Genomic DNA, 22,405 nt, shown 5'->3' on the forward strand with positions numbered 1-22,405 from the left:
GGAGCCGATGCCGTGGGTGCGTCACCGAAGGCTTACAGCCGCGGCAGCGTCAGTCCACCATCGACCAAAATCACGTTTCCCGTCGCGTAAGAAAGCTCTCCACAGGCGAGCACCGCGACCGCCCGGCCGACGTCGTCGGGTGTCCCCCACCGGGGTTCGACCGTCAGCCCGTCGGCGATGAGGCGATCGTACTTCTCCGTGACGCCCGCCGTCATATCGGTGCGGATCACGCCCGGACGGACCTCGTAGACAGAGACGCCATACTCGGCTAACCGCGCGGCCCACAGCTGCGTCGCCATTGCGACGCCCGCTTTGCTGATGCAGTAGTCGCCGCGATTGACCGACGCCACCGTCGCACTGACCGACGAGACATTCACCACCACGCCGCGCATACCTGCATCCGAAGGGGCCTGTTCAATCATCCGCTTCGCGGCGAGTTGTGTGAGGAAGTAGGGCCCCTGCAAGTTGATACGGATTAGACGCTCGAAGCTCTCCTCGGAAGCATCCAGCAAATCGGCGCGCACGTCCGGGGCGACGCCGGCGTTGTTCACCAACGCGTCGAGACGACCGAAGCGTTCAAACACTTCGTCCACCATCCGCTGGCGATCATCGGCCGAGGCGATGTCGGCACGGCAGTACAGCACCTCGGCGCCCTGCGCCGTCAGCTGGTCGAGCGCGTCTTGCACGTCCTCCGCGGGGCGGCGGCCGTTGACGGCGACGTCGAAGCCCGACTGCGCGAGCCGCAAGGCGACCCCGAGGCCGATGCCCCGGGTGCCGCCGGTAACCAGCGCCGCTTTCTTGCCAGCCATCGCTGTTAGCTCGCTGTGGGACCGAAGAACGTGTAGTAGGGCTCGCCCTTCGCTAGCCGCTGAACGTATAGAGCGAGTTCGCGGGCGTGGTAGTCGCCCCACATGCTCGACTCACCGCACGGGACCGACTGGCCCGCCGGGATGTGGTCCCAGCTGTTGGGGCGGTGGTAGACCGAGTGCAGGATCAAGCCCTGGTGGCTGTCATCGGTCGAGAGGTACGCGGGGCTCAAAAGCGTGTCGAGCACTGTGAGCCCCGCCTGACGATAACGCCCGCCGGCCTCGCCGTCGCCGCGCGATTCTAGGTAGCGACCCAACCGCAACAAGCCCTGGGCGCCGATTGCGGCGGCGGAGCTATCGACCGGCTCGTGGGCGTTGAACGGCTCGGCGGGGCGGTCGAGATAGTCGCCCAACAGCGCGAGGCCCGGCGCGCCGGTGTCCCAATAGGGGATGCCGCAAGTCGGCGTGTGTTCGATGTAGAAGTCGCAAGTCGCCTGCGCCGCCTTGAGGAACACGGCCTCGACGGCATCACGACCTCCGAACGGCTCGAACTCGGCGTCGTCGAGCGTGGCGAGCCACTCGAGTTCCTCCGGGAAGCCGACCATCGCCCACGACAGACCGCGGGTCCAGGTGCTGAATGCCGAGTAACCCTGCTGCGTCGAGGGGCAGCGGTACTCGCCGTTTTTCGTGTTGAAGACCGACTCGTGCGCCGCTCGGCCACGGACATCGTAGGCGTCGCGGCCGTCGCCGTACCAAAGGTTGTAGCGCGCCGTCGCCTTGGCGTGGTCGATCAACCGGCCGAGCAGGCTGATCTTTTCATCCCGTTCGCCCAAGAGAGCGTGGCCCAACTGATGCGACACAGCGAGCGCCCGACACGAACGGATCGTATCGACGAACAGCGACTGCGGGCCGTTGAACGAGTAGATGTAACCGCCGCCGTCGATGGTCGGCGACCACCGCGCCGCCTGCACCGCGCCGGTCACTTTGAGGGCCAGCTCGCAGAACCGCCGCAGCCAGGCGTCCTCCGGCAGTCGGCCTTCGCGTTGCAGCCGCCAGATCGCGCCGTAGGTGCTGACATTGTTGAACCCGTGGTCGTGAACGCCGACGTGCGTCAGGTGCGGCGCCATGGCGTCGACCGTGCGGTCGATTCCCAGCTGCAAGAAGCGTTCGTCGCCCGTCGCGTCGAACTGCAGCAGCGCGGCGCCATACTGAAAGCCCTGCGTCCACTCGGTCCAGCCGCGCGCCGTGTAGCGGCCCTCGACCGTGAACACCGGCGAAGGCGATCCCGGTGGCAGCGAAGCCTCGATCGCGTCGATCTTCGCGGCGGAGGCCGACCACAACCGGTCGAGCTTAGGGAGCAAATCACTCGGCGTGATCTGCCAGTTGATCTGAATCATGACGAACGGACGCCCAATGAGTCGCTACGAGGAGGCTGACCACGGCGAGGCGGGCACAGCAAAGCTCTATAAAGCGACCATCGTAGGCGCCGATCCGCCTTGCATCCAGGCTGTGGCAGGCCCCGTCTTCAGAAACACCGAGGATTACGCGAAATCGGACAGCGATTGCGGGCGACGCCAGGTCCCTTCAACTTCTCAGTGGTGGAACGACGCTGTCTTTTCCGTGTCGTTCTCATCCTCGTCGGGCTCGGCGGGCATCTCGAGGTCGAGAAGCTCGATCGTCGCCGTGTGGCCGACCTCGGGCGAAGCGCCGCCGATCGCCAGCAGGCCGCCGTCGTGCGCGGGGACCAGCTGGTGGAAGAACCGCTTCGTGGCGAATTTGTCGACCTTCTCCCAGCTCTGCCGATCCTCACTCAAACGATAGAGCACGCCCGCCATGCCGCCGGCGTAGAGCTCGCCGTCGAGGTTCCAAGCGGCGAGGCCAAAGCCATGAAAGGCCCGACCGGGAAACTCGGGGCCTTCGCTCCACTCGCTCTTGGCGGGATCGAACAGAAAGACTTGCTTCGACATCCCTTGTTCATCCGTCATCCCGCAGAGGGCGACGACCTTGCCATCGATCTGGCTGACGGCCAACGCGCGACGCTTGAACGGCGGCTCGGGGACTTCGCGCCACCCGGCCGACGGGTCGGCGAGGTCAATCGCCACGGCGCCCGCCTGCCACTCCCCAGAGCTGTCGCCGCTGAGCTTCCAACCGCCGACAACATACAACGTGTCGCCAACCACGACCGCGTTGTGCGACGAACGTGGCTGCGGGAGGGGCGCGAGTTCAGTCCAGTCCTTCGACTTCGGGTCGTAGCTCGCAAAGCTATCGACCGAGTGCATGTCTTCGTCTTCGCCCGCAGCGTTGCGCGCGTCGAGACCGCCGATGCGATAAACCTTGCCGCCGTGGGCGACCACCGCGAGGCCCTGCAGCCCGGGACCCGACGCCAGCTCTTCCCAACCGCCTTCGCCGTCGAGGCGGATGCGGCGGAAGTGATTCGATAGGTTGTCGCGTGAGTGGTCGTGCGCCTGACCGGTGTGGCCGCCGTAAACGTACAGCCAGCCGTCCGCAACAGCGGCGCCGAAGCTCGACACGGCCTCCGGCAGCGACTCGAGCGCGCCGACCTTGGCGGCGGCTTCCTTCGAGTAGTTGAAGGTCGCGGTGAGGATGTTCGTGGCCGACGTGAAAGCTTGGCCGTCGAGGTCGCCCTTCGCTTCCTTGTCGTTGTACATCACCATGACGCCATTGAGGCCGTCGTGGACGGCGTCCATCGCGAACTCGGCGACGCCCTCTTCGCTGGCCGTAGCATTGACGCTCTTCTCGCCTTCCTCGTTAGATAGCGTCGCCTTCGCGCCGGCCAGCGGCTCGCCATTGAGCAGCACCGTCACCACCAGCTTGTCGCCCTCGACCTTCAACAGCGCCTGCAGCGCGACGTCTTCCGCCGGCTCTTGCGGCCACGTCGCCGGGTTCTCCGCCGGGAAGAGCTGCGCGTAGTAGTTCAGCTTCGAGCCGTGATAGACGCCGTAGACGACCTGCGACGTGACACGACCGCGGGGCTCGATCGGGTCCTCACCCTCAAGGCCGATGAACCCGTCCTCCTCAACCGTCTCCACGGCGAGCTTCTTGGCCGGCGCGTCGATAGCCGACTGCCACAGCTCAGCGGCGCCGATCGATTCGGGCAGGTGGTACTCGGTGTCCGCAAGGCCTTCCCCGAAGTGCATCCGCGGATAGGCCTCGTCGCTGATCGACAGCCAAGGGAAGTGGGCGAGCGACAGAGTCGGGGCAGCAAGCAGGGCTACGAGAGCGAGCAAACGGTTCATCGGAATCGGTCTCGAGAAAGACGGTTGGGAACTCAATAGTTCGGGGGGGCGCAGATACTACAACGCCTCGACGACCTCATCGCCCGCCCGCGTCACCAACGCGCGGCGGACATTGACGTCAGTGTCAGTAGGTACAAACCGGACAGACCCATCCAGCATCGCGAACTGAACGCCACCGGCGTGATCGCTGCGGAAAGTTCGGTGTGAATCCGAAGGGTAGCGAGTCTTGTTGTTGTTGAACAATCCATACAGGGCTTCCCGATCGCCGGGGGTAAAGATATCGGGTTCTCCCGGCGGCGCTTCTGGGGGAGTGCTCATGTGACCCCATGCATGCAACCAATAACCCTTCGCCCACGCAAAGCCGTGCTCGTTGTAGCTGTCGATGGAAGGAATCCGCTCTTTAGATTCAAAGGCGTAGTTGATCTCACCGATCAAGAAAGTTTTGGAAGAGCCGTCGGTTATATCCTTGAATCCTAGACTGTAGGGCTTACCAGGCGTCACGCGCGCGAAGGCGCCATCGGGATTGCCGCCGGCGCCAAAATACGTCCGCGTTGAAATTAGATAGCTGCCGTAGCCGAAGGCTGGAGCCGTCCCCACAGGACCTAGCACCGGCGGGCGCATCGAGGGACACAGGTAGGTCTCCACCACGGCGGTCGTTATCGGCGCGTTGGCCGGCGCGGAGAGGAGCTGACTCACATCGTACGTGTCGTAAAGGCTGCCCTCTTCCAGATAGGGTAAGAGCACAATCAAGGCGCCGCCGTGGTCTTCGGTCGCACCGAAATCACCGGCCTTCGGTGGCGGCAAGTGGCGATTCGTATCGAAAAAGTTTTGCGTCGCGAGGCCGACCTGTTTGAGGTTGACGCGGCAGCTGCACCGCCGTGCCGCCTCTCGCGCCGCTTGAACCGCGGGCAAGAGCAGCGCGATCAAGATCCCGATGATGGCGATCACGACCAAGAGCTCCACGAGCGTGAAGCCTGCGGCCGCGCGATCAGTTGCTGGTTTCCGTTCCATCGTTATCAATTGAGGATACAAGTCGAGGTTATGCCGTACGAGGGCGGCGTAGCAGCGACAAATTGGCCAGCGCCAGGATGGCGGTCAGGCAGGCTGTTGGCTCGGGGACCGCCAGCACTGGCGAACCAGCGAAGGCGTCGCGCCAGACCGAGTAGTCCGCGGCGTCGATGAATCCGTCGCCATTGCCATCGGCGCCCGTGCTAGGGGTAACGGTTGAGCCGTAAGCTTGCGACCAAACGTCGTAGTCCGCTTGTTCAACGAAGCCGTTGCCGTCGTAGTCGCCGGGGATCGCCAGCAGCGAGTATTCGATCGCCAGTGAGGCGAACAATTGCCCCGAGGCGCCTTCTCGCATCCGCCACTCGGGATAGGCGCCTCCCGACTGCCCCATGACGCCGGTTCTGTGCATCGACGAAAGCATGAAACCGATCGATCCATCGGAGAGCGACTCTTGTACATACTGTGCGACTCCCGGCAACGAGAGGTCGAGCTCAAACGTAAAGTTGATGTTGCCCGCCAGGACCGATCCGACAGCGGCGGCGGTCTTACCGATCGCCCAGGGGGCTGCGGTGAACGGGTCGGTTTGCTCCGTAGGCGACGTGGCGCTGAACCCACCGGTGTAGCTGTTGGAAACGTCGATGTACTGACCTTCACCATCGCCAGCAATGGGGTAGGCGATGTAAGAGCCGCCCTCGCCTGAGTACGGCTCACTCGCTTCGCTGTAGAGCAAATCGCCTGACGCGTTCCCTAGATCGAATCCTTCGTAACCGTCGCGGAAACCTACGCCGAACAGCTCAAAGGGTTTCTGAGAACTGACGTTTCCACTCTGAGCTTCGGTCAGAAGATCGATGTGCGAAAGCGGCTGATCGGTGTAAAGCAGATCACCCGACGAGAGGGGAGCTCGCCTGGCCCAAGCCGTCACTTTCACCGATTCGATGCGGTATCGCGTCGGGTCGTTAGCCGGCGCGATCTGATCGGAAGTTTGAAAGGCCATTAGGGCCATCCCCAATCGCGACGCCCCTGTTGCATTCCCCCTCACGAACTGGTTCGTTTCCGGGTCGATCGACAAATCGGTAAATGTGGGGCTTTGGAACCGTGACCCTGAGCCACTGTCATTGTTGGTGTAGACCCATGCATCGATGTCGGCGCCGCCGGTCCATGTCTCCGTCGTCTCCCCGCAGCACACTGCCGCGGGGAGAGCGATGGCGTTGAGCAAGAAGGCGGCAGCCGTCGTTTGGCGAATCATCCGTATCAGTTGCATTAGGTAGATCCTCTTCAAGACGTTGCCCGAGGCAAACCCTTACGATCGGCGCTGCATCGCGACGCCAGCGATGGCTGCCAGGGCGATCACCGCCGAGGTCGGCTCGGGGGTGTGGACGGCGGTGTCAGCGGCATAGCCATCAGCCGACCAAGCAGCGTCAACGACGAAGAGGCCCATCGACGTGTGTCCGGGCTCAGCCGTAACCATGAACGACGGCGTGACAACCGGGCCGGGGATCTCGTACTTGACGAAGAATTGACCGGCGCCCATCGCGTTCCCGTCGTCGAGCCTCATCACTTGCAGCGACGGCGAGACGCCATCAATGGGGCCGAACGTAACGTCGTTCGACCAACCGCCGAACAGCGTAACGCCCTGGACGATAACCGTCGTGAAGCCGTCGGGGCCGACGCCGGGGGCGGTGAAGGTCACTTCTTCCGACATCGATCCACCCGCTGCGTAGTAGTTGCCCGAACCAGAGACGTGGACTTCGCCATTGGTCGTAATGAAACTGCCGCTGTGCGTGCCGACATCGGGCGTTGTGTCCTCAATGACGCCGTCGAGGTTTTCATTCCATGTGTCCCAACCGACGTAGGTCGTGTCCGCATCGCCGCGGAACGACGGCTCGAACAAGCCGGTCGCGGTGTAGATGTCAAACGGAGCGGCCGTCGCCATGGCGGCGGTCGAGAGGGTCAGGGCGAGTGCGAGGTTGCGGAGCATGAGGTCGAATTTTCCTTTTTCCACGTTGTCGTGGCTTGCTACTTGGTGAACTCCGCCGCGGGCGCGACGGCATGGTGGGAACGATTGGGTTGGCCGACGCAACGGCGTCGCCAATCCGCCGAAAGGGGTCACGATCAGGCGATCGTGTGTGCTGGGCCTCCTACTGGTCTCGCATGGCGGAACGGGTCAGGGCGACACCCGCGGTTGGGTGGCGGCGACGACTCCCGTTGGCTGGCGATGACCGTGTCGCGCCTCGCAAGAGAGGAGGGCGACGGCCTGGCTGGCGGCGGGTGGTGGTTCTTAGGAGAACCACCGAATTGTTGTTGCGACTGAGTCGCAGGAGCGGTAGTTTAACCCCATCGGCATTTAAGACAAGTGCCCCTTCCAAAAAAGCTACCCAGCTCCACTCGCCCTCAAATACAGCCCCTCCCGCGATACCGGAGGGGCCGCGTCATGGCTGAAACGCCGCTACCCGAGGACTCCACCGTCGGTTCGGTGCCCGTCCGCCCCGGGACCTGCCCCACCTCCGCTCTGCTAGCGAGAAGCGTCCGCTCGGCCGACCTCTTCGGGGGGGCCAAGATGGTGCTGATCGAGCACGCCGGCGAGCAGTACCGGCTGATCGTCACCAAGAACGACAAGCTCATCCTGCAGAAATAGCCGTGGGAGGCGCGGCATGGGGTCTGTCCCGCCGTTCCCCTTCGGAGAGGTCGAGAGACGCTCCGCATGGCGGCGAAGAAAGGGACCGGCGTCCGGCATGGTTCTGGACATGCGTGCAGATGTCCGTAGAGGGCCCTTCTGCCGCGTCCTGAGGCCGACCTCAGGGTTTACCCAGGCCCCACCACCGGAGGCCGTAGATGGCCTGCGAGGGGCTTACCTGAGGGCGCAGGCGATTTAATCCCCCAACAGGGGTCGTCGCGGGTCCGGTCGACGCAGAAATTGCGGTCTCGACTCCCCGAGCGGCGAATAAGATGGCGGACCCGCGCAAAAGTCTTGGGTGACTCTGGCTTACCCTCAAACCAGGACCGCGGTACCTACGAGGCGACGCCCTTGCGTATCCCGATCCGATTCCAGTTGATGGGCCCCCTCGTGGCGGTCGCGGCGGTGAGCCTCGCGACGGTGGCCGTGGTCTATGGCCAGCTGGCGACGCGCCAGACGCGCCAGCGGATCGAATGCCAAGTGAGCGGCGTCACTCAAGTGCTGCGGCAGAGCAGCTTCCCGCTCACCGACAAAGTGCTCCAACAGATGGCGGGCCTCGCCGGCGCCGAGCTGCTGCTCACGGACGACGCTGGGACACCGATCGCCGCCAGCAGTCGTCGAGCCGACGCCGCCGCGACTGCCGTCAATGAGTCGTCGCATTCGACCACCGCGGACCAATCGCTCGGCAAGACGCTCACAACGCCAGCGGGCGTCTACTTCCATTCGACATGGCCCGTTGACCGGCCGGACCGATCCGGCGCCGCGCGGACGCTGCACGTGCTCGTTGCGAAGACCGAGTACGACGCCGCTTGGCGGGCGGCCTTCCTGCCGCCGATCCTCGTGGGCGCGATCGCTTCGGCGGCGATCGCCGGCGTTACGCTTCTGGCCACCGGTCGCCTCAGCCGCCTCATGGCCCGCATCGGCGGTGAGGTCCGCCGGCTCGCCGATGGTGACTTCCGTCCCGTTGAGACGCCACGCCTCAACGACGAGTCGCGCGATCTAGCGCTCGCCGTCAACCGCGCGGCGGCGCGCCTCGCCGAGTACGAAGAAGAGGTGCGTTCCACCGAGCGGCTCAAGACGCTGGCGACGCTCGGCGCGGGGATGGCCCACGAGGTCCGCAACGCCGCCACCGGCTGTCGGATGGCGATCGACCTGCACGCCGAAGAGTGCGACGCGTCGACCTCGGGCCGCGACACGCTCGACGTCGCCAAACGCCAGCTTGGTCTTATCGAAGGCCGGCTCAAGCAATATCTCAGCGTCGGCAAGGGCGCGTCGGACGGCGCCATCGAAACGGTCGATTTAACCCAAGTCGCCCGCGACGCCCTCGAACTCACCGCCGCCGCGGCTCGCCACGCCGGGGCTTCGGTCGGTTCGCAACTGCCCGCAGGCGTGTGCCCGGTGCGCGGCGTCCCCGAAGACCTCACGCATGCGGTCGTCAACCTGCTGCTCAACGCGATCGAAGCCGCCGCCAAACGCCAGGCCCTCGTCGGGACGCCGGCCGCCGTGTCGATCCAGTTGCGGAGCGACGCCCGCTGCGCCACGCTACAGGTTCGGGACTCGGGGTCGGGCCCCGACGCCAGCGTCGCGCCGCGGGTGTTCGAGCCCTTCGCCTCCGACAAGCCCGAGGGGGTGGGCCTCGGGCTTGTCGTCGTGCGTTCCGCCGTCGAGCTTGGCGGCGGAGCGGTCACATGGGACCGTGTCGAAGACGAGACCCGCTTTCTCCTACAGATGCCGCTAGCGACCGAGGACTGCCAGCATGCCTAAAGTGTTGATCGTTGACGACGAAGAGTCGATCTGCTGGGGCGTCGCTCGTGTTTGTGAGAAGCTCGGGCACCCGACACGGTCCGCCTCGTCCGCCGAGGCCGGACTGCGCGAGGCGGCGAGTTGGCGACCCGACCTCATCGTCCTCGACGTGCGGCTGCCGGGCGTCGATGGCATCACAGCGATCGAATCGTTCCGCGCATTGCTCGGCCCCGTGCCGATCGTCATCGTCACCGCCTTCGGCGACATGGCGACCGCCGTCCGCGCCGTGCAGAGCGACGCCTTCGACTACCTGCTCAAGCCGTTCGGCGTGCAGGACATTCAAGCCATCATCGAGCGCGCCCTGAAACGGGCGCCCCGTTCGATCGAGCCGCCACCGTCGGCCGGCAGCGACTTGATCGGCGCCTCGACCGTGATGCAGTCGCTCTACAAACGGGTCGCCCTCGCGGCGGCATCGGAAGCCAGCGTCCTCTTGCAAGGCGAGAGCGGCAGCGGCAAGGAACTCGTCGCCCGCGCGATTCATCGTCACAGCGCCCGCAGCAAGGGCCGCTTCGTCGCGGTCAACGTCGCCGCGCTGAGCCCCTCGCTGGCCGAGTCGGAACTCTTCGGCCACGTCGATGGCGCGTTCACCGGCGCGACACGCACCCGGCCGGGCCTGCTCGCCCAGGCCGACGGCGGGACGCTCTTTCTCGACGAGGTCGCTGACATCCCGCTGCCGTTGCAAGTGAAGCTGCTCCGCGCACTCGAAGAGGGCGCCGTCGTGCCGGTCGGCGGCGACGAACCGACGCCGACCAAGTTTCGGGTGGTCGCCGCGACGCATCAGAACCTGTCTCAGTGCGTCGCTGCCGGCGCATTCCGTCACGACCTCTACTACCGCATCTGTGCGTTCGAGGTCGCGATTCCGCCGCTGCGTCAGCGCGTCGAGGACATCCCAGCGCTCGCCGCCCACTTCATGTCGCTAGCGGGCCGATCGTCTGTACGCCTCTCAGAAGCAACGCTCGACGAGCTGCGGTCGCGGGAGTGGCCCGGCAACGTCCGGGAGTTGCGCAACGCCATCGAGCACGCCTGCGTGCTCTCTCGCAGCGGCGTGATCTACCCCGAGCACCTGCCGCCCGCGCAGCGGCGCCTCGACGGGCCGATGCCGGCGACGTCGGAGCTGGCCGCTGTCGCCGCGCGCCGCGCCGATGAACTGCTCGACGACCCTGCCAGTGAAGCGGTGGTCTACGAACGGCTGATGGCGGAGATCGAACGCCCCCTCTTCGAGCGAGCGCTCGCCCGATACGGCAACGAGTGCGCCCCTGCCGCCCGCGCTCTCGGTCTGCACCGCACGACGCTCAAGCGCAAGCTCGATGAGCTTGAGTCGTCGACGTGAGCGTCCGTTTTCTGGCACAGCACGGTTCATGTGGGAGGCGTCTCCAGACGCCGATTACAGTATCCATGCCGTTGCGGAATGGTGTGCGTAATCGGCGTCGGGAGACGCCTCCCACCATCAGCAACCCTGGTTGTTGATTCAACGCGGCTGGAGCCAAATGAAATCGACGCCCAGCCGCGCGTCTTCGCGGCCCTTGTCGTCGAACATCAGTTCGATGACGTGCTCGCCCTCGCTCAGCTCGAGTTGCTGGGACTCCGACGCCCGTAGCATCGTCCGGCGGCCTTCGTAGAGATCGACCTCGTCCCTATCGGCGCCGACGCCGAAGCCGAACGGCTCGCCGTCAAGCGTCGCCCGCACCGCGCCGGAACGCCCGTCAAAACCGAGGCCGATCCGCACCTCGTACTTGCCCGCCTTCTTGACGGGGAGCTTGAGCCGCAGCGTCTCGCCATCGGCCTGCGGTCGCCACGCCATCAACTTGCCGTGGGACCAGACCTCGCCGTCTTCGAGTTGGTGTGGTTGCGCTGTAAGGGTCTCGGGCTCAAAGTACGTCGCGCCGGCCGAGGCGTTCTGAGCGTTCGGGACCCACGGCGCCGGTAGCCGTGGGATGCGGACGTCTTCGGCGGTGATCGTCACATGATCATCGATGATGCCGGGCCGCCCGTAGTGATACGCCTGACGGGCGTAGCTGAAATCCTCGACGGGGTGGTACGACAACAACTCCAGGTAGAACGCGATGCGGTCTTCGAAGGGCTGGTCGTCGAGGAAATGATGACGGTAGTTCGCGACAAAGCCGCGGTTGCCGGGGCCGTCGTTGCGGGGTTGGCCGCAGTAGGGGTACGCGAAGATGTCTTCCGCGCTCCAGGCGTAATTGTAGTAGTCCTCCGAGCCGGTGCCGAACCAGGAGGGCGTCTTGTCGTCATCGACGAAGACTTTCTCATCCCCTTCGCCCCACCACGTGCCGCCCTGATGGGTTCCTAGGGCCGTGTTCATCATCAGCGACGCCGTCCCGACATAGCGCCCCGTCCCGCCCGCGACGAGGAACGGGATGTCGAGCGCCGGCGGCGTCGCGATGCCGTGCGTCACCCGCCAGCGGGCGTAGAAGTGCATCGTGCGATCGTCATTCCAATCGCGCGCTTTGGTGTTCGCCTCACCGCGGATGCGGACCTCTTGCTCGCCGAGGTTGTGAAACTCGACGACCAGCGATTCTTTGTAGGGCATGAGGTACCGACTCGTCATCCAGCCATCGTCCTGCACCGTGAACGGCAGCGAAACGTAAGGATTCACGTCCGGCGCCGCGGCGAAGAAATCTCCCACCGGCGACTGCACCTGGGCCTTCGACCAACCGTCGCAAGTGACGTTCATCACCGTCTGCCGCAACGCCGCCCGCTCGTCGGCGCCCTCGACCAACAGCCGCAGCCGTTCCAAAGCGCCGGGGCCTTCGACCCGCAGGGGTTCGCTCCGCGCGCCCGGCGCGAGCTTCAGGTCGAAGTCGTGCGACTTGCTATCAGGCGACAGCCCAATGCCATCCGGGTGGGCGAGGATGAGGCTGACTTCTTTGACGACATCCGCATGGATCTTCAGATCGTCGGCGCGAAAGGACTTTACCTCAACGTCCTTGCCCTCATACTTGCGAACCTGCACATAGTAAAAGTGCAGCTGCTTCTGGTCGCCGATCCACTCGATGCGGCAACGCTTCGCGAAGGGCATCGGGCAGTACGCCGCGTCGCGTTGGTACAGAGTCCCACGCAGCGTTTCGGCGGCGACGCCGCTCCCTTCGAGGAACGCCTCGTACGGCCGGTGCATGAACTGCTCGGCGGGGCCGTCGTAGATCGGCTTGTCGGCGCCGTCGAGGTAGACGCGGATCGTCCCGTTGATATTGGCGGTCCAAGTCCGCACGATCGCGCCGGGGCCTTCGACGTCCGCTAGCAGGTACTCGCCGACGCCTTCCGCGTCCGGTTCCTTAAGCACCTTCTCGAACGGCGGGATCGGCGCGCCGCCGAAGCCGTCGGAGTTCTCGAACCAGTGCGGCCCGCCCGGGACCTGGCTCCGCCGGTCGTAGGAGGTGAACTGGATCGTCTTGTAAGCGTGCTCGGGCGTCTCGCAGAGCCGCTCGAAGTCGACCATCTCATGAATCAGAGTGGCGGTCGTGACGGGCTCGGCGGTCGTTGTGCTGGCAAGGATGGCCAGAAGCGAGATCGTAAATAAGTAGTGCATGTCTCAAGCGTTTTAAGAGCAGTAGAACCGGACGCTAAGGCGTGCCGGCTGATCCTGTTGGCAGCACCTTACTAGCCGCGGGGCCTTAGCCCTCGGTTCGGTCGCTACGCTTCGCCTCACTTGTTGCGTGAAACTCGATTGGGACGCCACCCGAGGCTAGCATCTACGGCTCATGGTGGTGACGCATTTGCTGGGCTACTTGGCGACGGGGACGTTTGTCGGCGCGTCGTCGAGTCCATCACGCCAAGTGAGCGGCGCCAAGTACACGCCGCCGCGGCCCCAGCCCGCGCGGCTGACCCACCAATCGCCCTTCTCGTCACGGACCACTTCCGCGGCGTGCGACGGGATGTGGCCGACCTGATTCTCGACCTTCCAATCGTAAGGCGAGTCGCTAACGAACACGTCGGTCCCGTCGTAGCCGCCGCGCGGGCCGATGAACAAGTAGAACTTGTCGCCGCGGCGCACCACGAAGGGCGACTCCGTCGGCCCGCCGAACGTCCCGCTCTCGGTGTCGGTGTAGACGACGCGGCGCTCGCCCCAGTGCAGCAGGTCGTCGCTCTCGACGCAGGCGACGATGTGGTTGCCCCCCTCCGGCTTGGCGTTGGCCGTGTAATACATCAGCCACTTGCCGTCGTGCCGCAGCAGGAACGGGTCGCGGGCGTCGTAGCCGTCCACCACCATCGGGTTCTCCGGATGGCGGGTCCACTCCTTCATGTCGGCCGACGTCGCTAAGTGCAGCTTGTACTTCGAGTGGTCGGCGTCACCGGCGCAGTAGTACATGTAGAAGAGCCCATCATGCTCGATGACATGCGGCGCCCATAAGTGCTCCTCACGCCATGGCGCCTCGGTCGCGACGCTCAACGCGAACGGCCGTTTGTTCCACGGCTGCTGCAACAGCGTCGTCGCCGTTGCGTGGGCGAAGTCGTCCTCGTCGGCCGGGTCGAGCGGCTCGGCGTGCGTGATGCCAAACAGATGCCACAGCCCGTCGCTGTCTTGAATGAAGCAGTGGTCGTTCACGTACCATGCCTCTTCCTCGTCGACGCCCGGATCGTAGATGTGGATGAACTCGCCGCTTTCGACCAAAGTCGTAGGCTGCTTCTCGGCGGCCTCTGCCGTCTCGATCTGCGCCATTTCGTCCGCGGTGAACCGCTCTTCGGCGACAGGCTCGGTGCTGTGGCTCGCTTCGAGCTTGCTAGGCTTCGGCGCTGAGACGGGAACTACCAACACCTCGTTGCCATCGGCGTCCATCTCGATCCTGCCGCTGTACCTTAGCACCGTTTCGCGGGAGAGCTTCTCCGTGACCCGCACGAGATCGTCGAACGTGTAAGTCGTGTGGCTGAATCGCCGGTCGGTTTGCAGGGCGGAGGTGTAACGCTCGGGGATCGCCGCCGTCCCCATCGTTGTGAACAGCACGCCCGCGGCGTTCGACGGGTTGCAGTCCGAATCCTGGCCGCAACGCGTCGCGATCGTGATGGTCCGGTCGGGGTCGCGCTCGCCATACAGCATCCCGATCAGGATGTAAGCGCCGTTGAGCTTCACGTCGATGCAGAAGTGATCCTCGCTTCCCGGGCCGCAGCAGAGGCCGTGCACGTAGCCGGGGCTCTTGTGGTACTTCGCCTCAACGAGCCGCCAGACGGCTTCCCACTCTTCGGGATTCTCTTCGTGCCAGGCGACCACGTCGCGAACCATCTCGGCGTACTGACTCTCGGCCGGGATGCTCCGCAGCGCCGCGGCGATAATCCGCTTCGGGTCCTCTTCAAAAAAAGCCTCGGCGTACATCGCGCCGACAAACTGCCCACCGTAAACACCATCGCCAAAGTTCATCAGCCGGCCGAACTTCTCGCCCAGGTCGATTGCTGATTGCGGCAGGCCCGGAGCGATCAAGCCGCTGTAGTCGGCCTCGATCTGGTAGTCGATATCGTCCGTATGATCGCTGTGCGGCGGGCTCCCCGAGGCCGGCGGGGCGATGCCGCGGCGCAGATTCGTCCGGCCCGCGTCGTTCGCGTGCCACAATGGATAACCGCTGTTGGCGAAGTCGATCCCCGCCTGGCGGATCGAGCAGCCCAGCCCGTGCTGCTCGAGCGTCCGCAGGAACGTCATCTCAACGTAGAGATCGTCCTGGTCGTACTGATTGATCATCTCGGGCGTCCACGCCGGCATCTCCGCGGCCGGGATGATCTTGCCGTTGAAACGGAACTCCGTTGGAAAGCCCCATCCGACCCCCGCCATCTGCCCGAGCCAACCCGCCTTCATCTTGTCGACGTAAACCTCTAGCGGCAGCCGTCGTTCCTCGGCAAGCGAACGCGAACCGATCGCGGCGAACAAGCAAAGCGTCAGCAATAAAAAGCGCAGGTGCATCGATAGGTAGGTGCTCGGAGTCGAGATCGTGCGAGGCACTTAGCCAGGCACTTTCGTAAGAATCACTATTTTAACGGAGGCGCTGGCTAAAAGCGCGTAAGAAGTCGCGGGCCTCAGCGTCGGCGTGAACTCGATCACACACGTGCGTCAGAAGACAAAGCGCCATGACGCGCGGCGGCGTCACGCCACACGCCACAGCGCTCTACCACCCCGAATGAACATTCGGCGGCGCGACGATACGACGCCGCATTTCGCGGAGGCCTGCCCCACTTCAATTGGGTCCACCTCACTTAGCCCCGGTCAATGACGGGGAGCCAAGCGACCCGAAGCTTAGGAAACACGCCGACGTACGGCTCCCACCATCGCCAGAGCCGCCAACAGCGCGGTAGACGGTTCTGGGACCGACAGCGGTAGGGGCAAAGTCGAGCCGTAGTTCTCGGCCCACAGGGTGTAACCCGCCGGGCCATTGTCGGGCGCGCCGCCGTCACGCCAGACGGTATAGTCAGCGGCGTCCACGACGCCGTCGGTGTTGTAGTCGCCGGTAAGGCCCGGCGCAGCAGGCAGGATGTCGAAGCTGAAGCCCGCCAGCCCCGAGTTGCCAAACGAGATCGACCCGTCTTGCGCCTTCACGCCCACTGCAAACAGATCGCCCGGCTGCGCGTCGGTGATGTCGAAGAAGTGCATATCGACAAAGCGATTGGCGGTGATCGTCCCGCTGCTGACGAAGTCGAGCACGGCGCCGCCGGCGAGTGAGGTGACTTGTGCCAAGAAGATCTCCTCAGGAACGAAGTTGGCGTTGTCGGTGCCGTCCGACATGACACCCAGGCGGAACGCGGCAGGTGTCCCCTCACCGACGGCAAACCCCCATCGCCCCGCGGGGAGGGCCTCTGGGTTGGGGTTTGCCGGGTCGTTGCCGAACTGGTCCCAGCCGTCGAGGATGCCGAGCTGTACGTAAGGCGCCTGGCCGAACGACTGCGGCGACTGCGACTCTCCCCACGCCCAGTTGCGGATCCCGGCGGTCTGGGTGGGGTCGTCGATCAAAGCGTAGCCGTAACCACCGACGACCCGGCTCGCGAGCACTTGAGAATCGACCACGAAATCAGGCAGATCGATGAGGTTTGGGAAGAGCGACTCGATGATCGGGTCGCCTGGCGCCGCACTCGAACCGGGGGCGACGTACGCGCTAGGATAATCGAACCGCGTGCCGAACACCGCGTAGCCGTCGCGGCCGTAGTAGCGCTGGCCGTCCTCATCAACAGCGCTGTAGACATTCGCCGTGCTGGAGGTCCGCCACGGGACGACAACGTAGGGGCGGTTGGGATTCCCGTTAGGACCAGCGCCGGGGAAGAACGTCCCGCCGATGTTGTAATGCGAGCCGACGAAGCTCAAATCGACGGCGTCTGCCGAGTGAGCCAAGGCAGTCGCTAGCAGAAGCAGAGTTAGGATGCGAAGAGACATGAGAGCGGTTCCGCCATGCGAGAAAAGTTAATTCTGTCAGAACGTGGCGCGTGCTTAGAGCGATTCGGTTTCGCCGTTGGAGCGGGTCGACACGGCGCGCCAGACGGCTTCTTCCACATCGTCGCTGACGAACTCGACGCGGCCGTCGCAAAACGAAACAACGACCCCGTCGGGGTGAACGCTACGGGACGTTTGCGCCATCGGGCCCCGCGGCAACTGCATGTTCTGCGAACTGCACGGCGCCTCGGGGTAGAGTTCGCCGTTGCGGTCGTCCGTGCCGTTAGGCCCGTCAGCGCAGTACTCCAGTTTATCGAGTGCTCTGGCGTTCGGAAGGAATTCGTGTGAGTACAAACAGCTGGCCAAGTAGATCAGGCCTCGAGAGTCTTCGCCCGGGAACTGGCGGCACTCACCCAGCATCACCGTCTTGCTGGTCCCGTCAGAGATCTTGCGGAGCTCCAACCCTTCATTGGCTTCGCTATAGACCTTTTCGAACACGCCCCTCTTGTCGTGCCCCGAGCTCTGGAGGTCGTTCTTGCGAACGAAGTCGTAAGTAGCTTTGGGCAACGCCTGGTACCAGGGAAACCAGCCGGTGTTTGCGACGTAGTTGCCGTGGGTAAAGCACGCCGCGGCGCCGGTGTGGATGTCGGGTCCTGTGTCGGAGGGGCAGAGGAACAGCGGCAACTGTGTATAGGTCCAAGGCGCGGAGTGGGGGCAGGTGCGACCGGCGTCCTCCCACGGCTCGAAGACCGGTTTATCAAAGTCGATCTGCCCGAAGAGCGACGCCTCTTCCAAGTAGGGGAGTGTGTAAGTCGCCCAGGTGTGATTGATGTCGCCCGAGCCATCGAGCGTCGTAAAGCCGGCTGGCAGTCGCGTTACAGCGCTCTCATGGTTGAGGACGCCCAGCGTCAGCTGCTTGACGTTGTTCAAGCAGGCGTTCCGCCGCGCCGCTTCACGCGCCGCCTGGACGGCCGGCAGCAGCAAGGCGATCAGGATGCCGATGATCGCGATGACGACCAGCAGCTCGACGAGCGTGAACCCGCCCCCGCAGCGCCGCGATCGATTCGCTCGACGAGTTGAAAAATTCCGCATGTTTGCCTTCCTCAATCCGTTCTAACGCCTGAAATTCTCTGTCGTCCCCCTCTAGGCGCCACAGGGAACGCAACGTGGCGTCCCCTGTGGCCCTCCGGGTGTCTGGTTCACTCGAATCCATCAGCAACGGCTGCGGCGTTGCCCGACCGTCACGACAATCGTTGCGAGACCGACAAGTGTCGCCGAGACCGGCTCGGGAATCTCGAAAGTGAAGCCCGAAATGCCTGCGCTGCCGCCGCCGGGGTTGAAGGCGTAGAACGTAAACGTCTCGCCCGATTGCCCGCCGACGATGTCGAAGAAGTGCATGTCGATGAAGCGGTTCTTCGTCACCGTGCCGGTGCTCACTTGCCCGCCACCGAGACTCGACGAAATCCGAACCTCGCTCGGCGCCCAGTTGGTGGAGTCCAAGCCATCGGTCATCACACCGACGCGGAACACTTCCGGTGCGTCGGCGCCGAGGGTGAAGCTCCAGCGCTCGGCCGGAGCGCCGACGCCATCGGCGCCGCTCGGCGTGCCTGTTCCGTCGAGGATGCCTAGCTTCACGTACGGCGGCTGGAACACCGACGCCGGCGTCTGCGAGGCGCCCCAAGTGAAGTCGCGGGGGCCGTTGGTGAGTTGTGGGTCGTCAATCAGCGCATAACCCCATCCGCCCGCCTTCCGGCTGGCGAGGATCTGACTGCCGGAGACCCAATTCGGCAGGTCGATCAGATTCGGGAACACGCTGTTGTCGGTGGGATTCACGAAGGCGTTGCCGCCGGTGGCGTTGGCGTTCGGGTAGTCGAAACGCGTGCCGAACATCGCGTAGCCAGCGCTGCCGTAGGTGTTGTTGCTGTCCAGGTCGTGGGTCTTCGCCACGTCGCTGCCGCGCCAGCCGGCGACGACATACGCGTTGGCGTCAGCGGGGCCGCCGCCTGGAAAGAACGTGCCGCCAATGTCGTACTGCGTGCCCGCGTAAGTGACCGTGCTGGCCTGGGCGGTGGTTGTCATCGCGCCGGCGCACATCAAGGCGACGGCAAGGTGTTTCACGTTCATTAGGCGCCCCACAAGAGTTAGAAGAGACAGCGTTTGAAAAGGTAAATCAAAGAAGCGACGCAACAGCCGCAGCGGCCGACGATCTCATGTCGCCATCGCACTAGTCCCAACGGCGCGAACCACTGATGCCCGGTTAGTGGGCCGGCTCGAAGAGGATTCGAAAACGCGATGAGAACTCGTCCGGGCGGCGTCCTCTCACGGCCTGCTCAAGTAGTTGACCTTTTGCTGGCAAGGCGAGAGGTTGCCTCTGCTGTACAAAATGGCTCGGGAACTCGCGGTTTGCTACACGCGAATGCGGAAATCAGGTTTCGGAATGCGACAAGCCGTTGCGTCGCCGCACCGATTCGCGAAACTCGGTGGGAGTAATCGTTTCCTCCTCACGGAAGACCACCGCCAAACGCCTCGCGCCGGAGAATCCGGCCCGCTTGGCGATCGCCGGCATCGCCAGATCGGTCTCGATCAACAGCTGTTTGGCGAGCTCGATCCTCGCCCGCCGGATCTCGTCCAGCACGGTCCGGCCCAATTGTTCCCGGAACTTCCTCTCCAGCATTCTCCGCGACACGGCGGCGTGCTCGTGCACCGCCTCGACATCGATGGGCAGGTGCGCATGACTGCGGATGTAGGCCAACGCGACCCGCAAATCGGCGTCCTCGATTGCGAGGGTGTCCGTCGAGAACCGCGTCGCCACCCGGACGGGCGGGAGGTAATTTCTCGTTTGACGCAGGGCCTCCCCCGACATCAGCCGGTCGATCGCCTCGGCGGCCTCGTATCCGATGCGCTGCGAGGGGATCACGATGCTCGACAGCGGCGGCGTCGCCAGGTTGCATTCGAGTTCGTCGTTATCGACGCCCAGCAGAGCGACCTGGTCGGGGACCGCAAGCTCGAGCTGCTGGCAGATGTCGGCCAATTCGCGCGACGGCACATCGTTGCTCGACAGGATGGCGACCGGCTTGGGCAACTCGTTGAGCCAGGCACGGACGCGGTCATCGACGTTCACCCAGCTCACTCCGGCCAGGGGTCGCGGCAGGTACTCGGCGTAGCACGACGTGAGGCTAAAGCCTTTCTTCGCCAGAGCGTCGCGGAAGCCCTCTTCGCGGTCCCGCGAGAACCCCGCGTGCGCGCTGCCGAAGAAGCCGAAGTTCCGGAACCCCCGGCTGAGAAAGTACTCCGCCGCCATCCGTCCCACCGCCAAGTGATCGGCCTCGACCAGAGGCACGTCGAGGTCGGCGAGCGTGCTGGTGGTGTTCACCATCGGCACGCCCAACGCCACCAACTCATCGGCAATCTTGCGGTCGTAAAGATGGGCAATAATGCCGTCAGGCTTCCATTCGCGGAGCGGTTTGAGCACGTAGCGCGCGAGCGGACCGTCGCGGATCACCCAGCCGGTCTTCGAGTGCGCGTAGGCTTGCACGCCGCGCATGACTTCGCGGTTGTAGGCCAGGTCCTGCCCCATGATGAGGGCGACTCGGCGGCTGCTCAAAGTCTGCGGCGTCGAAGTCGCCAAGGTCAAAGTCTCCTGCGCCGCGAGGCGCTCGTTCGGCGAGAGTGCGAAAGGCCCTCAGCCAGCGATCGAAAGCGAAAACATAGGCCGCTGCCGGCAATAGCGGAAGAACGGAGCGATCTGCGTAGGCGCTTGTCCCTGCTTCAGAATAACCACAGAGACACAGAGACACAGAGGGCACGGAGGAAAGCACAGAGCTGGTTTCTCAGTGCGTCGCTCCGTGCCCTCCGTGGCTCCGTGGTTAATAAAATTTATCACCGATTCGCAGCCACCCACTCGTCTCCATCTTTGCTCCACTCCTCGATGAAAACCACTTCGTTCGTCGCTATTGTCTTCTCCATCGCTCTTCAAGTCAGCGGGGTGTCGGCGCAATCGCCCGCGATCCTCGGCGGTCAGACGGGCCCACTCAGCGGGCTCGACCGATTGCAGGAAGGCCGCTCGATGCGGTCCTCTTCAAGCGACATCTGGGACTGGCGCAACGGCAACAGCGACGCCCGTCCGATCGCGCCGGGCCAAACCCTCGTGATCGCCGACCTCGAAGGCCCGGGCCGCATCGAGCACATCTGGAACACGATCGCCTCGAAGGACCCGAAGGTCTCGCGCGCGGTTGTCGTCCGCATGTACTGGGACGGCGAAGAGCACCCGTCGGTCGAGGCTCCGCTCGGCGACTTCTTCGTCATCGGCCACGGCGATGATCGTTCGATGCAGTCGCTCCCCGTGACCGTTAGCGCCGAGGGCCGGGCCCGCAACTGCTACTGGCCGATGCCCTTCCGCAAAGGCGCCAAGATCACCGTCACCAACGAAGGGGGCAAGCCAGTCGACGCGTTCTACTACTACGTCGACTGGCGTAAGCTGCCGTCTCTCCCCAACGACACGCCGTACTTCCACGCCCAGTACCGTCAGAGCTACCCGACGACGAGCGAAAACTACCAGATCGCCGACATCGAGGGCCGCGGCCACTACGTCGGCACGGTGATCAACGTCCGCCAGCGTACCGGAGGCTGGTTCGGTGAAGGGGACGACTTCTTCTACATTGATGGTGAGAGGGATCCCTCCATCCGCGGCACGGGCACCGAGGACTACTTTTGCGACGCTTGGGGCTTCCGAGAGTTCAATAGCCCGTTCTACGGCGTTCCGGTCTTCGACCACTACCAGCAGTTCGGCCGCATCACGGCCTACCGCTGGCACATTGCTGATCCAGTTGTTTTCGACAAATCGCTCCGCATGGAGATCGAGCACAAGGGCGCCGTGTTCAACGACAAGGGCGAAGTCGCCACCGGCTACGGCCCACGCACCGAGGACTACGCGTCGGTCGCCTACTGGTACCAGCTCGAACCGCACAAGCCGTTCCCGAAGTTCCCCTCGGGGTCGGAGCGTCTCTATCCTGAAGTGAAGACCGTCATCGAAGCCGAAGCGGTGAAGGGCAATGCGACGAGCGGCGAGTACGAAACCCAAGCCGGCGATCACTGGAGCCACGGCGCCCAGCTCTTTTGGCGACCGATGAGCGAAGGGGAGTCGATCGAGCTGCCGTTCAAGGTTGCGAAGAAAGGCAAGTACGACCTCAAGTTGATGACAACCCACGCCAAGGACTACGGCGTCTACGACGTGCTGGTCGATGGCAACGTGATCCTCCCGAAGCTCGATCTCTACGCCGCCGAACAGTCGCTGCTGCCGCACGTCGCCAAAGCGGTCGAACTCACTGCGGGCGACCACACGCTGACGTTCAAGAACGCTGGCAAGGCCGATGACAGCACGGGGTACTTCCTGGGTGTCGATGTGATGGAGCTCAACGCGATCGAGTAGCGAGCGGCTCGTAGGGCAGGCCTCGCCTGCCAGCGCCAGAGTCAAATGCAACACCGGCAGGCGGGGCCTACC

Annotated in this window: 16 protein-coding genes; 4 read left to right on the forward strand and 12 right to left on the reverse strand. The window is 64.3% G+C overall.

The window, feature by feature from the left end:
- Positions 1-32: 32 nt before the first annotated feature.
- From Spa11_RS10805 to Spa11_RS10830, 6 genes are all read right to left on the reverse strand, one after another.
- Positions 33-809, reverse strand: coding sequence for a 3-ketoacyl-ACP reductase (locus Spa11_RS10805; RefSeq protein ID WP_145112038.1), 777 nt, complete (start codon positions 807-809; stop codon positions 33-35).
- A gap of 5 nt (positions 810-814) precedes the next feature.
- Complete coding sequence (locus tag Spa11_RS10810; protein ID WP_145112041.1) at positions 815-2,203, reverse strand: glycoside hydrolase family 88 protein; 1,389 nt, start codon at positions 2,201-2,203, stop codon at positions 815-817.
- 195 nt (positions 2,204-2,398) lie between these two features.
- On the reverse strand, positions 2,399-4,063 hold the full coding sequence (locus Spa11_RS10815; RefSeq protein ID WP_145112044.1) for a hypothetical protein: 1,665 nt from the start codon (positions 4,061-4,063) through the stop codon (positions 2,399-2,401).
- 57 nt (positions 4,064-4,120) lie between these two features.
- A complete protein-coding gene (locus tag Spa11_RS10820; RefSeq protein ID WP_145112047.1) occupies positions 4,121-5,074 on the reverse strand; it encodes a DUF1559 domain-containing protein in 954 nt (317 codons plus the stop codon).
- 28 nt (positions 5,075-5,102) lie between these two features.
- Positions 5,103-6,317: a hypothetical protein gene (locus Spa11_RS10825; RefSeq protein WP_145112050.1), complete on the reverse strand. Its 1,215-nt coding sequence runs from the start codon at positions 6,315-6,317 to the stop codon at positions 5,103-5,105.
- 54 nt (positions 6,318-6,371) lie between these two features.
- A complete protein-coding gene (locus tag Spa11_RS10830; RefSeq protein WP_145112053.1) occupies positions 6,372-7,049 on the reverse strand; it encodes a hypothetical protein in 678 nt (225 codons plus the stop codon).
- Positions 7,050-7,502: 453 nt separating this feature from the next.
- On the opposite strand from Spa11_RS10830, the gene hemP reads away from it, so the two are divergent.
- From hemP to Spa11_RS10845, 3 genes are all read left to right on the forward strand, one after another.
- Complete coding sequence (hemP, locus tag Spa11_RS10835; protein ID WP_145112056.1) at positions 7,503-7,706, forward strand: hemin uptake protein HemP; 204 nt, start codon at positions 7,503-7,505, stop codon at positions 7,704-7,706.
- Between the two features lie 390 nt (positions 7,707-8,096).
- Positions 8,097-9,509, forward strand: coding sequence for a sensor histidine kinase (locus Spa11_RS10840; RefSeq protein ID WP_145112059.1), 1,413 nt, complete (start codon positions 8,097-8,099; stop codon positions 9,507-9,509).
- Positions 9,502-10,878: a sigma-54-dependent transcriptional regulator gene (locus tag Spa11_RS10845; protein ID WP_145112062.1), complete on the forward strand. Its 1,377-nt coding sequence runs from the start codon at positions 9,502-9,504 to the stop codon at positions 10,876-10,878. Before Spa11_RS10840 ends, Spa11_RS10845 begins: the two co-directional genes overlap by 8 nt.
- A gap of 138 nt (positions 10,879-11,016) precedes the next feature.
- On the opposite strand, the gene Spa11_RS10850 is transcribed toward Spa11_RS10845, so the two are convergent.
- From Spa11_RS10850 to Spa11_RS10875, 6 genes are all read right to left on the reverse strand, one after another.
- Positions 11,017-13,092: a glycoside hydrolase family 172 protein gene (locus tag Spa11_RS10850; RefSeq protein ID WP_145112065.1), complete on the reverse strand. Its 2,076-nt coding sequence runs from the start codon at positions 13,090-13,092 to the stop codon at positions 11,017-11,019.
- Positions 13,093-13,287: 195 nt separating this feature from the next.
- Positions 13,288-15,489, reverse strand: a complete 2,202-nt coding sequence (locus Spa11_RS10855; protein WP_145112068.1) for an ADP-ribosylglycohydrolase family protein — start codon at positions 15,487-15,489, stop codon at positions 13,288-13,290.
- A gap of 291 nt (positions 15,490-15,780) precedes the next feature.
- Positions 15,781-16,908, reverse strand: coding sequence for a PEP-CTERM sorting domain-containing protein (locus Spa11_RS10860; RefSeq protein ID WP_145112071.1), 1,128 nt, complete (start codon positions 16,906-16,908; stop codon positions 15,781-15,783).
- A 54-nt stretch (positions 16,909-16,962) separates the two neighbouring features.
- A complete protein-coding gene (locus Spa11_RS10865) occupies positions 16,963-17,997 on the reverse strand; it encodes a DUF1559 family PulG-like putative transporter (protein WP_145112074.1) in 1,035 nt (344 codons plus the stop codon).
- 120 nt (positions 17,998-18,117) lie between these two features.
- Positions 18,118-19,029: a hypothetical protein gene (locus tag Spa11_RS10870; RefSeq protein WP_145112077.1), complete on the reverse strand. Its 912-nt coding sequence runs from the start codon at positions 19,027-19,029 to the stop codon at positions 18,118-18,120.
- A 301-nt stretch (positions 19,030-19,330) separates the two neighbouring features.
- The gene (locus Spa11_RS10875) at positions 19,331-20,533 is read right to left on the reverse strand and encodes an AraC family transcriptional regulator (RefSeq protein ID WP_197529907.1); all 1,203 of its coding nucleotides are present in this window, start codon (positions 20,531-20,533) and stop codon (positions 19,331-19,333) included.
- Positions 20,534-20,833: 300 nt separating this feature from the next.
- On the opposite strand from Spa11_RS10875, the gene Spa11_RS10880 reads away from it, so the two are divergent.
- Complete coding sequence (locus Spa11_RS10880; protein WP_197529908.1) at positions 20,834-22,333, forward strand: DUF2961 domain-containing protein; 1,500 nt, start codon at positions 20,834-20,836, stop codon at positions 22,331-22,333.
- The last annotated feature ends 72 nt before the right edge of the window (positions 22,334-22,405 follow it).

Source organism: Botrimarina mediterranea, assembly GCF_007753265.1.
In the GTDB taxonomy this organism is placed as follows: domain Bacteria; phylum Planctomycetota; class Planctomycetia; order Pirellulales; family Lacipirellulaceae; genus Botrimarina; species Botrimarina mediterranea.

Excerpts from the sequence above, each read along its gene's own strand:
- Spa11_RS10820 (WP_145112047.1), bottom strand. The coding sequence starts at position 5,074 with ATGGAACGGAAACCAGCAACTGATCGCGCGGCCGCAGGCTTCACGCTC.
- Spa11_RS10830 (WP_145112053.1), bottom strand. The coding sequence starts at position 7,049 with ATGCTCCGCAACCTCGCACTCGCCCTGACCCTCTCGACCGCCGCCATG.
- Spa11_RS10825 (WP_145112050.1), bottom strand. The coding sequence starts at position 6,317 with ATGATTCGCCAAACGACGGCTGCCGCCTTCTTGCTCAACGCCATCGCT.
- Spa11_RS10810 (WP_145112041.1), bottom strand. The coding sequence starts at position 2,203 with ATGATTCAGATCAACTGGCAGATCACGCCGAGTGATTTGCTCCCTAAG.
- Spa11_RS10860 (WP_145112071.1), bottom strand. The coding sequence starts at position 16,908 with ATGTCTCTTCGCATCCTAACTCTGCTTCTGCTAGCGACTGCCTTGGCT.
- Spa11_RS10870 (WP_145112077.1), bottom strand. The coding sequence starts at position 19,029 with ATGAACGTGAAACACCTTGCCGTCGCCTTGATGTGCGCCGGCGCGATG.
- Spa11_RS10845 (WP_145112062.1), top strand. The coding sequence starts at position 9,502 with ATGCCTAAAGTGTTGATCGTTGACGACGAAGAGTCGATCTGCTGGGGC.
- Spa11_RS10880 (WP_197529908.1), top strand. The coding sequence starts at position 20,834 with ATGAAAACCACTTCGTTCGTCGCTATTGTCTTCTCCATCGCTCTTCAA.
- Spa11_RS10815 (WP_145112044.1), bottom strand. The coding sequence starts at position 4,063 with ATGAACCGTTTGCTCGCTCTCGTAGCCCTGCTTGCTGCCCCGACTCTG.
- Spa11_RS10805 (WP_145112038.1), bottom strand. The coding sequence starts at position 809 with ATGGCTGGCAAGAAAGCGGCGCTGGTTACCGGCGGCACCCGGGGCATC.
- Spa11_RS10850 (WP_145112065.1), bottom strand. The coding sequence starts at position 13,092 with ATGCACTACTTATTTACGATCTCGCTTCTGGCCATCCTTGCCAGCACA.
- hemP (WP_145112056.1), top strand. The coding sequence starts at position 7,503 with ATGGCTGAAACGCCGCTACCCGAGGACTCCACCGTCGGTTCGGTGCCC.
- Spa11_RS10865 (WP_145112074.1), bottom strand. The coding sequence starts at position 17,997 with ATGCGGAATTTTTCAACTCGTCGAGCGAATCGATCGCGGCGCTGCGGG.